We start from the raw sequence: 13,870 nt of genomic DNA on the forward strand, positions 1-13,870 counted from the left end.
CAGAGCCAGAGCCAGAGCCAGAGCCAGAGCCAGAGCCAGAGCCAGAGCCAGAGCCAGAGCCAGAGCCAGAGCCAGAGCCAGAGCCAGAGCCAAGCAATGAGCGTGACTATGAGTTTGACTCCTTCTCACTTGATGAGTTGGGCGAGTTTGGCGAGGATGACGCACTAAGCGCTGCGCTTGAAGAGCAGCGCGAGCTAGAATCTTATTTAGATGAGCAGCAAGAGGGTGACGCCGCCAAGGAAACGGAAACGCCTGAGCGTGATGAGCGAGATATCAGTGATCTCGACGATGACGATCACCAAGTGGGTGGCTTAAACATGGAGGCACTGCTCTCCGAGTCAGACGATGACACGCCACTGGATCTTTCCTCACTGTCCGATGAAGAAGCGGCAGTGTGGCAGGCTGATAATGAACCTGAGCCTGAAGCAGAGAGTGAAGACTGGAGTCAGCAACCCGCAATAGATCCTGCCTCACTGGAAACCTTTGAACTCGAAGAAGCCTTAGACGAGGATCTACTGGGTGAGGGGGAAGCAGAAAGTGAGCTGATTGGTGAAGAGCAAGAAGAAGATGACTACATCAGCATTGAAGAGCTTATGCGAGATGATGGTTCTACGCCAGATATCGATCCTGATAAAGCGGAAATGAACCTGAATGTGGGTTTAGATGAGTTTCCTGATGTGTTAGAAGATATTAGTGCCATTGATGTGGACGGTGATACTGCAAGTACTGAAGCATCAACGAATCTTGACCTCGCCAAAGCGTATTTGGAAATGAACGATGTCGATGGGGCGATTTCTTTGCTTGAAAAAGTGATGCAATCGGGCAACAAGACCTTGCAGCAAGAAGCGCGTCAGTTGTTAGAACAGCTGAGGTAGTGAAAAAAACAGGTAGCGAGAGCTGCCTGTTTCTTTATGACGGCAGTGATGGCGAAGCACGCGCTTTTAACCTGCAACTCGAAGGCTTTATGGGTATAATGCGGCGCCTTATAGACGAGTAACGAGAAGGCAGGGCATGAGATTCGCGTTAGGCATTGAGTATGATGGTGCTCAGTTTTACGGTTGGCAGAGGCAACGAGAAGTCACCAGTGTGCAGGAACACCTCGAGCGTGCTTTATCGACGGTTGCCAATCACCCTGTCGCCGTACAGTGTGCGGGACGTACCGACTCTGGCGTGCATGGAACAGGACAGGTGGTGCACTTTGACACTGACAATCAACGTCCTTTAAAAGCTTGGACGATGGGTGTCAATGCGAATTTGCCGGATCCGATTGCAGTGCGATGGGCTAAGCCCGTGACAGACGAGTTTCATGCCCGTTTTAGTGCCACTGCGCGACGCTATCGTTATGTGATTTATAATCATCCCTTGCGCCCGGCGATCTTAGCCAAGGGAGTCAGTCACTATCACGCTGAACTTGATGAAACCTTAATGCACCGAGCCGGTCAGTATCTACTTGGGGAGAATGATTTTTCCTCATTCCGTGCCGCTCAGTGTCAATCGAAATCCCCTTGGCGGAATTTGATGCATTTATCGGTCAACCGTCAAGGGCGCTTTATCGTGATTGATATTAAAGCCAATGCGTTTGTGCATCATATGGTGCGCAACATCGTGGGGAGTTTAATGGCGGTCGGTCGTCAAGAGCAGCCTCCTGAGTGGGTGGCTTGGCTGCTGGCACAAAAAGATCGAACCCAGGCTGCTGCGACCGCGAAAGCTGAAGGCTTGTATTTGGTTGAGGTGGACTACCCCGAAACATTTGGGTTGCCTCGCTCACCCATTGGCCCCTTGTTTTTGCCGGATTAGGTGATTGTGTCGGCAAGTACGCTGTACGCATACAGCACGGAGACAGAATAGGTAGTACCAGTTTTTTATCCCAAGTCTGACGGACTTGTGATTTAATTCGGTCTAATTTGTTACGAATCCAAGATAGCTGTCCGTTCGCGAGAGCTATCACTAAGTAAAGGTTGTCCATGAGCTGGCTAGAAAAAATATTAACCAAAAGTAATATTGGTTCATCACGCAAGGCGTCGATTCCAGAAGGTGTGTGGACCAAGTGTACGTCGTGTGATCAAGTCCTCTATCACGCTGATGTCGAGCGTAACTTGGAAGTCTGTCCAAAGTGTGAACACCATATGCGCATGCCAGCACGCCGCCGGCTCGACGTGTTTTTGGATAAAGACGGGCGTGAAGAGATTGCCAGTGAGCTTGAACCTAAAGATGTGTTGAAGTTTCGCGATTCGAAAAAGTACAAAGATCGCTTAGTGTCGGCGCAAAAAGCGAGTGGCGAAAAAGACGCCCTTGTGGTCATGAAAGGCAGTGTGTTCGATGTACCCGTGGTGGCCTGTGCCTTTGAATTTAAGTTTATGGGCGGTTCGATGGGAGCCGTTGTGGGCGCTCGCTTTGTGAAAGCGGTGGATGCTGCGATCGAAAATAACTGCGGTTTGGTGTGTTTTTCTGCCAGTGGCGGTGCGCGTATGCAGGAAGCGCTAATGTCACTGATGCAAATGGCAAAAACAAGTGCCGCATTGGAACGCCTTTCTCGCCACAACCTGCCGTTTATCTCGGTATTAACTGATCCGACATACGGTGGTGTGACGGCAAGTTTTGCCATGTTAGGTGATATCAATGTAGCCGAGCCTAAAGCGATTATCGGTTTCGCGGGGCGCCGAGTCATTGAACAGACCGTGCGTGAGAACCTCCCTGAAGATTTCCAAACCAGTGAGTTCTTGCTTGAGCATGGCGCGATTGACATGATTGTCGACCGCCGAGAAATGCGTCAACGCTTGGCGGGGCTGCTTGCCAAATTGAATAATATTCACTCACCGCTTGTGGTCGATGTAGAGCAAGACAAGCCTGATCTTGAGCCCGAAGCGGCACCGCCTTCTCAAGACCAATAATTGACCGTGTCCCACAGCGCTATCCTTGGTATCATTTGCCCATCATGGAGTAACTGACCAAGTCAATGTCTGAACTACAACATCCAACAGCCACGTCCTCTTTAACGACGTGGCTGTCTTATCTCGAAAGTATCCATACCAGTGCCATCGATCTTGGCCTTGAACGCGTCGCCGCTGTGGCTGACCGCGCGCAACTGACTAAGCCTGCGCCGACAGTGATTACCGTTGCGGGAACCAATGGTAAGGGCACAACCTGTGCGTTGCTGGAATCAATTTTGCGGCATGCGGGTTATCGCACGGGTGTCTATAGCTCCCCGCATCTCATTCACTATAATGAGCGAGTACGCATTAATGGCAAATGGCTAGACGATGCTGCGCACAGTAAAGCGTTCGCGACGATTGAAAAAGTGCGTGGTGAGACCAGCCTGAGCTTTTTCGAGTTCGGCACCTTGGCTGCATTGCAGCTGTTCAAGCAGCACGCACTGGACGTCGTGATTTTAGAAGTTGGCCTTGGTGGACGCCTTGATGCCACCAATGTGGTTGAGCATGACGTATCGGTGATCACCAGCCTTGCGCTCGATCACTGTGATTGGTTAGGTGATGATATTAACCAAATCGGCTACGAAAAAGCAGGTATCTTCCGAGCGGATAAACCTGCTGTTTGCGGTCAGCCTTTTCCACCGGCGAGTGTGGCTGCACACGCTGACAGTATTGGCGCCGAGCTACACCAGCTGGGTTATCAATATCACTATACGCTCACTGATGATACCTGGTGTTGGGCGGCAGGGGCGTTTGAACTGACTGCGTTGCCTATCCCTGCAATACCATTACAAAATGCCGCCACTGCATTGATGGCTTTGGGCGTTGCCGATTTGGAGATTGCAGACACGCACATCTCTGACGGGTTAGCCTCGGTGTCGGTACCGGGGCGAATGCAGGTTGTCGCCAAGGCGCCTTACACTGTGTTTGACGTTGCTCATAATCCGCACGCGGCCGCTTATTTGGCAGAGAAGTTGGCTGAGTGCAAAGCGGAACGCGGCGGGCACGTGCATGCGGTGGTGGCCATGTTATCCGATAAAGACATGGCGGGTACCTTAGCCTGCTTGGACGGTATCGTGGATCACTGGTATCCCGCATCGTTATCTGTGCCCCGAGGCGCCCCCGCCGACAGCTTGCCTGTATCGGCATCACAACAGTTTGCGTCACCCAGCGAGGCCTATCAGCATGCGTTAAAACACGCTGAACCTGCGCGAGACTGTGTGGTCGTATTTGGGTCGTTTCATACCGTTGGACAGGTAATGAGCGAGCTTAACTAAAACGGAGTCATTGTGGCCAGTAAGTTACAAAAAAGAATCGTTGGTACCTTGGTGTTGGTGTCTATCGGTGTGATAGTGCTGCCAGATGTGCTTGATGGCAAAAAAGAGCATTATCAAGAGAGCTATGAGAGTATCCCGCTACGGGATGATTTTGACAGTGAGGTGAGCCAAACACCGATTCAAGCACCACAAGTGGTTGAGGTGGAGGCGCCAGACACCAAGGTTAAAGAGCGTCAAACAAACGCAACGGACAGCGAGCCTGCGTCTAAACCGGTGTCTAGTGAAACAGCCTCTTCGTCAGTCAGTGACCAAAAAGGGGCGTGGATGATCCGGCTCGGTACCTTTCGTAACCAAGACAACGCACGACGTTTGGTCAAACAATTACGCGAAAAAGGTTACCAAGCACATATCTTACCCAAAGACATTCAGCCAGATGACTTAGCCAAGGTGGTCGTAGGGCCTCACGTCTCCAAATCGGCGCTAGAATCGCAACTGACTGATTTGCAATCTTTGACAGGATTGAAGGGTCAATTGCGTAAATTTGACCCACTCACTCAATAAGAAAACGTTTGCGTGAGCATTTTTTCTGTTAGAATGCGCACGTCTCGAGCAAGTGAATACGATGAATTGGATTGATTACCTCATTATTGGCGTCATTGGTTTTTCGGCGCTAGTTAGTGTGATTCGAGGCTTTGTTAAAGAAGCATTGTCATTAGTGATATGGTTTGGTGCGTTTTTTATCGCCAGTCAGTTTTATACGCAACTGGCGGTTTACCTGACCAATATCGAAGATGCCGTTATTCGTAATGGTAGCGCAATAGCCTTGTTGTTCATTGCCACCTTAATTGTGGGGGCGGTGGTCAATTATGTGATTGCTCAGTTGGTAGAGAAAACCGGGTTGTCTGGTACCGATAGGGTGCTGGGTATGGTGTTTGGGAGTGTGCGTGGTGTACTCATTATTGCCGCGATGCTCTTCTTTCTGGATGCCTTTACGTCGGTGGCTCACACCCAAGCATGGGGGCGGTCGCAACTTATTCCTAACTTTGCGGTAGTGATTGAATGGTTTTTCCACTATCTCGAGAACAGTTCCAGTTTCTTACCTGAGATCGCCGGATCTTAGGATGATATTCGCGTAACAAGGAATCGCTGACATGTGTGGTATTGTTGGAATCGTTGGTAACACCCCGGTCAATCAGTCCATTTATGATGCACTGACGGTGCTACAACACCGGGGACAGGATGCTGCCGGGATTGTCACTATTGACGACAATCGTTTCCGGCTTAGAAAAGCCAATGGCCTCGTAAAGGATGTGTTTCAACTTAAGCATATGCAGCGCTTACAAGGCCAAGTTGGCATTGGGCATGTGCGTTATCCAACCGCGGGGAGTTCGAGTGCGTCAGAAGCGCAGCCTTTTTATGTGAATTCTCCTTACGGTATTACCCTGGCGCACAATGGCAACCTCACCAACGCGCAAGACTTGCGTCAGTCGCTATTCGAGAAAGATCGTCGCCACCTTAATACCACCTCTGATTCTGAAATCCTTCTTAACGTCCTTGCCCACCAGTTATCAACCGCGACATCGCATCCATTAACGGTTGACGATATGTTTGCCGCGGTAGCGTCGGTGCATCGACAAGTGTCGGGGGCTTATGCGGTCGTGGCCATGGTCATTGGTCACGGTGTGATAGCGTTTCGTGATCCTAAGGGCATTCGGCCACTCTGTTTAGGTAAACGCGATACGGAGGCCGGCACTGAATACATGGTGGCGTCGGAGACAGTGGCGTTGGATGCGGTCGGGTTTGATTTTGTCCGTGATGTGGCACCCGGTGAAGCTATCTATATCACGCTGGATGGACAACTGCATACCAGTCAATGTGCGGATGCGCCGAGTTTAAACCCCTGCATCTTTGAATTTGTCTACTTCTCTCGCCCTGACTCCTTTATAGATAAGGTTTCCGTATACGGTGCACGCATCCGTATGGGACAAAAACTGGGGGCTAAAATCCAACGAGAGTGGGATGATGTTGATATTGATGTAGTGATCCCCATTCCAGAGACCTCCTGTGACATCGCCTTGGAGATTGCCCAAGTGCTCGGTAAGCCTTACCGCCAAGGCTTTGTCAAAAACCGTTATGTCGGTCGGACCTTTATTATGCCCGGGCAACAAATGCGTCGGAAATCGGTGCGCCGTAAACTCAATGCTATTCGTTCTGAATTTAAAGACAAACGCGTTCTGTTAGTCGATGATTCGATAGTCCGCGGCACCACCTCGGAGCAAATTATCGAAATGGCGCGCGAGGCCGGGGCAAAAGAAGTGTATATGGCATCAGCCGCCCCCGAAGTGCGTTTTCCTAATGTCTATGGCATCGACATGCCCAGCGTTAACGAGCTGATCGCCCATGGTCGTGAAGTCGATGAAATTGGTCAATTGATTGGTGCGGATGGCTTGGTCTACCAAGATCTTTCTGACTTGGTGGCAGCGGTTGGCGAAGCGAACCCGGCTATTGAGCGCTTTGAGACGTCCGTATTTAGCGGTGAATACGTCACTCAGGATGTCGATCAAGCTTACCTCGAGTATATACAAAGCTTGCGGAACGACGATGCAAAAACGGTACGCGAGCAGCAGCAAGAGCTGGCTAACTTAGAGATACATAACGAGGATTAATTGAAAACGCCGCGATATCTATCGCGGCGTTTTTCAGTGTTAGCCCGCTGAGTGTATGTCGATTAATGGGTAAAGACTGGGCCCATGCCGACATTCCAAAGGATGACAGAGGCAGCAAGGATCGCGACCAGCAGTACTAACCCGCAAGTGACGACAGAGCTCGCATAGATAAACCCTCGCTCTTCAGGGATCTCCATCAATATCGGTACCCCCGTGTAGAGGAGGTAGACAGAGTAGGCAATGCCAATCAAGCCGACGATCATCACAAACCAAACCACCGGGTAGAGCGTGGCCAATCCTACCATAAAAATGGGCGTCGCGGTATAGGCTGCCAGTTCAAGGCACTGAGTGTAAGTTGGGGCAGAACCGAACGTGCGACTCATCCACAATGTGAGATAGGCCAACGCGGCCACGCCACCCAATAACGCGAGATACATGGCACTGGCGATGAACAGTGCGCTTTGTGGGGTCATAAAGATGGGATCCCCTGCGCCGATCTGCCAGCCAATGTGGACGCTCGCGTAATAGGCACAAACAGGCGGGATTAACGCAAGTAACAACGCGTGACCAATGCTGTTTGAGGCGGCCTCGTGGCGCTCGCCAATCGCTTTCCATTCCTTTTTGGGATGGGTATATAACCCCAATAAATGACTTAATATCATAGTAACCCCGCTCGTTATTCCCTCAGTGAAGTCAGGTGCAACGGTCGGCGCACGACGCCTCAAGTAAAACGTCTTCTCTGCTGGCGTGCGGAGACAGATGCCGTATACACTCTCCTTTAATAAGGAATAGTTGTTGGTGTCTCAATTGGCAAGTTTTCCTCCCGACAAAAAATCGCCTTGCTGCGCTTTTCTGACTGGCTCGATATTTAGACAATACCGATATACATTCTTGTGATAGACATCATGTATTAATTGTTATAAGTCTTACTTTTAATACAGAGTGGCGTACTCTTATAGTGTCATTGATTTTCAAGCCTTTTTTATGCTGCCGATAAATGGCTTTGACGATTCACCTGCTTGAATGCTAAGAAAATTATTATTTTAAACAGCTGTTTATAGAGCGCTACTGAATTAAATCTCATTAGCGGTCACAGGTGTGTCTGAATTCAACTACGATTAGTGCAGTGAGAATGAAAACAGCCGCTGCTTTGCAGTCCTGGAGGAGAGCGTCGTGTTGCATAATAAAGAGATCTTAATCGTTGAAGATGATCCCGTCTTCAGTCGGATGATTGCGTCTTTTCTCGAAAGAGAGGGAGCGGTAGTACGTGAGGTTGAAAATGGTTTAGAAGGGTTGCAAGCGCTAAGACAGTCGATTCCTGACCTATTGATCAGTGACCTGTCGATGCCAGTGATGACAGGCTTAGAATTCGTTGAGGAGGTGAGCCTTGAATATCCAATGCTACCTATGATCGTGATCTCTGGCACTGGGGGGATGGCTGACGTCGCCCAAGCGCTTCGCTTTGGGGTGAAAGACTTTCTGATCAAACCGATTGAAGATATTAATGTGGTTAAAAAAGCCATCGAGGCGGTGGTTGATGATGCGAACGACGATGTTCACGCCAGCGATGATTTTAGTCAGCAATGGTTTAAAGTGAGCGAGGATACGGATCGCGGGGCATCAGAGACAGAGCTCAAGTGGCACCTTGATGCCTTACGCCATAACCCAGGCAGCGCACGTGAGTTATTAATGGGGCTGATGCCAGAGCCCGATTCGCAACAAGGTGCTTGGCGTCTTTCTTACCATTCACTGCAATCGGCAGATGCCAACCCCATTGTATTGGATTATGCGTGGTTGATGGGCGGGAAAATGGCCTTTTATGTGGTCGACTCTGCCTCCGCAGAGGAAGACGGCACCGCGACCACCTTGATGATCCGTGCGTTTTTTAATGATTTTGTCCGCTCAGGTGATGTCAATGAAAGGGGATTTCTCACCTTGGTAAAACGGATCGAGGATGCGATTCGAGCCTCAGCCTACACATCGCCGGTTCGTGCGATGTTCGGTGTATTAAACACCACCGATAATCAGCTTGATATTTTACCGGCGGGGATAAAAGCCACGGTCGATAGCTGTGGAGCGACAAGCCTTGTTCACAGTGATCATTGGTTGGGGCGCGATGCGTTCTCGAGCCAATTTCAAAGCGTCGATCTTCAATCAGGTGATGCACGTGTGTCGCTGAATGAAGTTGGCTTAAACAGTTTTAGCGTCGATATTCAAAAAATCGCCTAACGATTCAGCGGTACCATGTCGAATCGTTAACCCTAAGCAAAGGTGAGTGGCTTTGATTAGCGCTCGCCTTTGTTGCTGTGTGGGCCTAACATCCGTATACTCTCGTCGCTCTGGACAGGCTGCCACTGTCGATAGACATCAGGGACAGAACGACATGAAACATTGGTATTTACTTTATTGTAAGCGCGCGGAACAGCAACGCGCAGAGCAAAATTTGAAGCGCCAAGGCGTTGATTGTTACTACCCGACCGTGACGGTGGAAAAGTTGCGTCGAGGCAAGTGTCAGCAAGTTGAAGAGCCACTCTTCCCCAACTATGTGTTTGCCTGCTTTGATCCCGACCTTGTGCAGTATACAAGCGTTCGCTCCACGCGTGGTGTGGTTGATTTCGTTCGCCAAGGTGCGTACCCGGTCAAGGTCGACTTGGCGTTGATCCAACAGCTGATGATGATGGAAGACTGTGACGAACAACGTGACGCACTCTACCAAGGCTTCAAGCCTGGACAGTCGGTGATGATTGAGCAGGGGCAGTTTGCTGGAACGGAAGCGATCTTCAAAGAAAAAGACGGCGAGAAACGCTGCATTTTGCTGATAAATATACTTAGCAAGCAAACTGAACTTTGTATCAATAACTCCGATATCAGCGCCTCCAGTTAACACGCTCTCCCGGTTTGGCTGCTACACTCATCAAGGTATAGCTTTGAATGAGGGAGGCAGTCGTTGGAGTCGGTGCTTATCGTTGAAGACAGCCGGTCGTTTCGCATGCTGGCTGAACAACAGGTGAGAAAAGCGGGTTTTGCCACTGTGACCTGTACCTGCCTAGCAGAAACGAGGGATGTGCTAGATCACCACACAACCTTTCTCTGTGCGATCCTCGACTATAATTTGCCGGATGCTCACCACGGCGAAGTCATCGATCTCTGTTTAGCCGTCGGGCTTAAAGTGGTTGTCCTCACCGCCTCGCAAACAGAGAAAACGCGTGATGAGATACTATCAAAGCCCGTTATCGATTATATCCCCAAAGACAGTAGTCATTGTATTGATGCGGTTTGCCGACTCGTTAAGCGATTGGCTGACAATCAAGTGCACCGTGTGCTGGTGGTTGATGACTCTGCCTCGATACGTAAACGCATCTCTGCGTTGTTAGCGCGTCAGTATCTAACCGTATTGGAAGCTGAAAATGGTGAGCAGGCACTTGACGTGCTGGAAAAAACGCCAGATATATCGCTGATTATCACTGATTACGAAATGCCGAAAATGGATGGCCTTCAGCTTGTGTATGCGCTTCGTAAGAAAGATACCGAGTGCTCACAGGCGATCATAGGCTTGTCTGGACATAATGATAGTGCGCTAACGGCACGTTTTCTCAAAGCAGGGGCGAACGATTATCTGCCCAAACCGTTTAATCAGGAAGAGTTCTTCTGCCGCGTGCATAGCTGTTTGAATGCGATTGATACCGAATGGCGGTTATTTCTTTTAGCCAATACAGATTTTCTCACGCAGCTTTGGAATCGACGCTATTTTTTTGAGCGGGGTGACCAGCTTGCAAATGAAGCGCGTAAGCATTTGGCGATTATTGATATTGATTACTTTAAACGTATCAATGATGACTTTGGTCATCATATCGGTGACGATGTGTTGGTTGAGGTCGCGCAAATGCTGGCAGACGCCTTTCCGGAAGACACGGTCGCCCGATTGGGAGGAGAAGAGTTTTGTGTATTATCGCTTCGTGATTTGACGGTGTTTCAGCAATCGCTAGACTCTTATCGCCAGTCAGTCGCCGAACGCCCCGTACGAGTGTCAGATCAGACGCTGAAAGTAACGGTGAGCATTGGCGTGGACTCTCAAGCGGCCTCTCTCTCACGCCTTTTACACACTGCAGATCAAGCCTTGTATCAGGCAAAAGCATCTGGCCGGAATCAAATGGTGGTGCATCAAGGGTAAATGTCTATTTTGTCTAAAAAGTGACACGAAATAACGCATAAAGTGTGCGATCGGTTGTTGGTGTTGCGTCAAATATCTGCGAGATGTGTGTCATTGTTGAGAAATTTGCGCAATTTCTGTCTACACGCACTCAATTGCCCTTACCCTGTACCGCTTCTTGCCCCGTTGCGTGCATTGTCGCGCAAAATTAACGTGAAGACGTGGTGCGTTGCAGATGGAATATAAAGTGTTGGTTGTGGAAGATAGTCGACCTTTCAGGCGGTTACTTGAAGCCGAGATACGAAAGGCCGGATACATCCCATGTATAGCAAACTCAATCGAACAAGCAGAGACGATCCTCAACCAAGAGACCGACTTTCTTTGTGCTATCCTCGACTACTGCCTGCCTGATGGGCAGGACGGTGAAATCATTGACGTATGTTTGTCGTTGGACATAAAAGTGATTGTACTCACTGCGATGATGGATGCTCGGACTCGGGAACGTGTGCTAGCCAAAACCGTGATTGATTACATCCCCAAAGATAGTCCCTCGTGCGTGTCATCGATAGCGCCGTTACTCAACCGCCTAGAAAAGAACCATCAGCACCATGTGTTAGTTGTGGATGATTCGCTGACAGCCCGTCGTTACGTGCGCAGCTTATTAGAGCGGCAATACCTCAATGTCCTTGAGGCCCAAAATGGCCAAGAGGCATTGGCTATGGTGCGGCGCGATAAGCGAATTTCTTTGGTGATTACCGATTACACCATGCCAGAAATGGATGGAGTGAGTGTGGTTAAGGCATTACGCAAACTGAAAACAGACGGCCAGTTGGCGATTATAGGCTTATCGGGTGAGGAAGATCCCAGCTTAACGGCGCGGTTTTTAAAAGCGGGTGCGAATGACTTTTTGGCCAAACCGTTTAACCAAGAGGAATTTTATTGTCGCTTGCACAGCACACTGAATGCGCTCGATACCGAGCGTCGCCTATTCAATATGGCCAATACGGATTATTTAACCCAAGTGTGGAATCGACGTTACTTTTTCGAGCACCCTCACACACGCTCACACAAGGGACCGAGGAGTTTGGCGCTGGTCGACGTCGATCATTTTAAAAAGATCAATGATCAATTTGGGCATCATATCGGCGATATTACGCTGATTGAGCTGGCAAAGATGATGAAACGCTATTTTCCGGAGGACATGGTCGCTCGCTTCGGTGGGGAGGAATTCTGTATCCTCTACGGCAATGACGAGCAGAGCTTTGTGCGCCGGCTTGAGGCGATGCGAGAAGAATTGGAAAAGACCGTTTGGTCACCCTATGATAAGGCGTTTTCAATCACCATCAGTATAGGGATGGTCCATGCCGATGCCCGTATTGATGAACTTGTTCAGCGCGCAGATAGGTGTTTGTACCAAGCCAAGGCAGGGGGACGAAATCAGCTCATCCAAGATGGACAAACGGATTTAGTATCCTGAAAAAAAGAGGGCCAGTTTGACCCTCTCTCATGCTAGTGACCATCGTGGTATTGCTCACAGGCCATGAGCGTATTTTCAATCAAGGTCGCGACAGTCATGGGGCCCACGCCACCTGGGACAGGGGTAATATGGCTAGCCTTTTCATAGGCGAGCTCATATTCGATGTCGCCGATAAGCTTGCCGTTTTCCATGCGGTTAATGCCCACATCAATCACAATAGCGCCGGGCTTGATCCAGTCGCCAGGAATAAACTTAGGCTTACCGACCGCGACAACCAGCACATCGGCTTGTCGAACATGGGCTTCTAAATCCTGGGTAAACCGGTGGCACGTTGTGGTTGTACAGCCCGCCAATAGCAGTTCTAACGTCATCGGGCGGCCAACAATATTGGAGGCACCCACGATCACCGCATGTTTACCACGAAGAGGGACATTGTAGCGGTCTAGGAGGGTAATAATCCCTTTTGGTGTGCAAGAACGCAGGGTTGGCATGCGTTGACACAAGCGACCGACATTGTAGGGATGAAACCCATCGACATCTTTGTCTGGGCGGATGCGCTCCAATACGGACGTGGCATCAATCCCTGCAGGTAAGGGCAGTTGGACGAGAATGCCATCAATGCTGTCATCCGCATTTAAGGTGTCAATGAGTGAGAGTAACTCTTGTTGAGAGCACGAAGCCGGGAGGTCGTAAGACCTTGACACAAAACCGACTTCATCGCAGACACGACGTTTACTGCCAACATAAACCTGGGAGGCAGGATCGTCTCCGACCAGAATTACCGCCAATCCGGGGGCTCTACGTCCCGCTTGAGTGCGAGCGGAAACGCGGGCGGCAACCTCTCGACGCACGGTTTGCGCGATCAGCTTTCCATCAATGAGTTGTGCGGCCATAACTATCCTTCGGCTAAAGCAATGTTGGCAATAGTGTGACAAAAAACGCACCTAAAAGCTATTACGCAAACGTTTGCTAATGCAGTTTAATGAGGGGGAAGGCAAAAAAAAGCACTCAGCCGATCATGCTCGCACGATGCTTGACGAGACTGAAACACGAAAAGCATCAATTTCGCGTTCTCGGCTCACCGCGTCGCATGAATACATAGCCAGTAAATGATGTGGTTTTGAGCAACCACGTCAATATTTTAGGGAAAAGCGTTGACGACGCCTAACGTCGCTTTATAATCCACGCTGCGTAAAGACAGTGCGCCCTTAGCTCAGTTGGATAGAGCAACGGCCTTCTAAGCCGTGGGTCACAGGTTCGAATCCTGTAGGGCGCGCCATTCTGCTTTCTTCCCTGTTTGTCTCACCGAACTGCTCTGAAAATAACCAAACACACATAAAACCGTAAAAAGTGTGATCCTACGCGGTTGA

Annotated in this window: 13 protein-coding genes and 1 tRNA gene; 12 read left to right on the top strand and 2 right to left on the bottom strand. The window is 49.8% G+C overall.

All coding sequences use genetic code 11. From position 1 onward, the window contains the following. The 7 genes from BZG25_RS07730 to purF form a co-directional block, all read left to right on the top strand. On the top strand, positions 1-875 hold an 875-nt coding region (locus BZG25_RS07730; RefSeq protein WP_305794079.1), incomplete at its 5' end, for a FimV/HubP family polar landmark protein. A gap of 136 nt (positions 876-1,011) precedes the next feature. Then, the gene (gene truA, locus BZG25_RS07735; RefSeq protein ID WP_077638778.1) at positions 1,012-1,797 is read left to right on the top strand and encodes a tRNA pseudouridine(38-40) synthase TruA; all 786 of its coding nucleotides are present in this window, start codon (positions 1,012-1,014) and stop codon (positions 1,795-1,797) included. 167 nt (positions 1,798-1,964) lie between these two features. Then, positions 1,965-2,891 (top strand): acetyl-CoA carboxylase, carboxyltransferase subunit beta, encoded by a 927-nt coding sequence (accD, locus tag BZG25_RS07740; RefSeq protein WP_046075243.1) that lies wholly within the window; start codon positions 1,965-1,967, stop codon positions 2,889-2,891. A gap of 65 nt (positions 2,892-2,956) precedes the next feature. Beyond that, a complete protein-coding gene (gene folC, locus BZG25_RS07745; RefSeq protein WP_077638779.1) occupies positions 2,957-4,207 on the top strand; it encodes a bifunctional tetrahydrofolate synthase/dihydrofolate synthase in 1,251 nt (416 codons plus the stop codon). A gap of 12 nt (positions 4,208-4,219) precedes the next feature. Continuing rightward, positions 4,220-4,768, top strand: coding sequence for an SPOR domain-containing protein (locus BZG25_RS07750; RefSeq protein ID WP_077578036.1), 549 nt, complete (start codon positions 4,220-4,222; stop codon positions 4,766-4,768). 61 nt (positions 4,769-4,829) lie between these two features. Next, entirely contained in the window at positions 4,830-5,327 is a 498-nt protein-coding gene (locus BZG25_RS07755) for a CvpA family protein (RefSeq protein ID WP_046075246.1), read from the top strand. 31 nt (positions 5,328-5,358) lie between these two features. Then, positions 5,359-6,873, top strand: a complete 1,515-nt coding sequence (gene purF, locus BZG25_RS07760) for an amidophosphoribosyltransferase (RefSeq protein WP_046075247.1) — start codon at positions 5,359-5,361, stop codon at positions 6,871-6,873. A 62-nt stretch (positions 6,874-6,935) separates the two neighbouring features. Here purF and BZG25_RS07765 read toward each other — a convergent pair whose 3' ends face one another. After that, positions 6,936-7,535, bottom strand: a complete 600-nt coding sequence (locus tag BZG25_RS07765) for a Yip1 family protein (RefSeq protein ID WP_046075248.1) — start codon at positions 7,533-7,535, stop codon at positions 6,936-6,938. 511 nt (positions 7,536-8,046) lie between these two features. Between BZG25_RS07765 and BZG25_RS07770 the strand changes: the two genes are divergently transcribed. The 4 genes from BZG25_RS07770 (at position 8,047) to BZG25_RS07785 (ending at position 12,500) form a co-directional block, all read left to right on the top strand. Continuing rightward, the gene (locus BZG25_RS07770; RefSeq protein WP_077638780.1) at positions 8,047-9,102 is read left to right on the top strand and encodes a response regulator; all 1,056 of its coding nucleotides are present in this window, start codon (positions 8,047-8,049) and stop codon (positions 9,100-9,102) included. 154 nt (positions 9,103-9,256) lie between these two features. After that, the gene (gene rfaH / locus BZG25_RS07775) at positions 9,257-9,757 is read left to right on the top strand and encodes a transcription/translation regulatory transformer protein RfaH (RefSeq protein ID WP_077578038.1); all 501 of its coding nucleotides are present in this window, start codon (positions 9,257-9,259) and stop codon (positions 9,755-9,757) included. 72 nt (positions 9,758-9,829) lie between these two features. After that, positions 9,830-11,044 carry a response regulator gene (locus BZG25_RS07780; RefSeq protein WP_241828676.1) on the top strand — a complete coding sequence of 405 codons (1,215 nt, stop codon included), beginning with the start codon at positions 9,830-9,832 and terminating at the stop codon, positions 11,042-11,044. A gap of 214 nt (positions 11,045-11,258) precedes the next feature. Then, the gene (locus tag BZG25_RS07785) at positions 11,259-12,500 is read left to right on the top strand and encodes a response regulator (RefSeq protein ID WP_046075251.1); all 1,242 of its coding nucleotides are present in this window, start codon (positions 11,259-11,261) and stop codon (positions 12,498-12,500) included. Positions 12,501-12,532: 32 nt separating this feature from the next. Here the strand turns inward: BZG25_RS07785 and folD are convergent, their stop codons facing one another. Beyond that, a complete protein-coding gene (gene folD / locus BZG25_RS07790) occupies positions 12,533-13,393 on the bottom strand; it encodes a bifunctional methylenetetrahydrofolate dehydrogenase/methenyltetrahydrofolate cyclohydrolase FolD (RefSeq protein WP_046075252.1) in 861 nt (286 codons plus the stop codon). Positions 13,394-13,702: 309 nt separating this feature from the next. On the opposite strand from folD, the gene BZG25_RS07795 reads away from it, so the two are divergent. Next, positions 13,703-13,779: transfer RNA gene (locus BZG25_RS07795), tRNA-Arg, on the top strand. The last annotated feature ends 91 nt before the right edge of the window (positions 13,780-13,870 follow it).

This window comes from Salinivibrio sp. ML198, assembly GCF_001996015.1.
Classification (GTDB): domain Bacteria; phylum Pseudomonadota; class Gammaproteobacteria; order Enterobacterales; family Vibrionaceae; genus Salinivibrio; species Salinivibrio siamensis.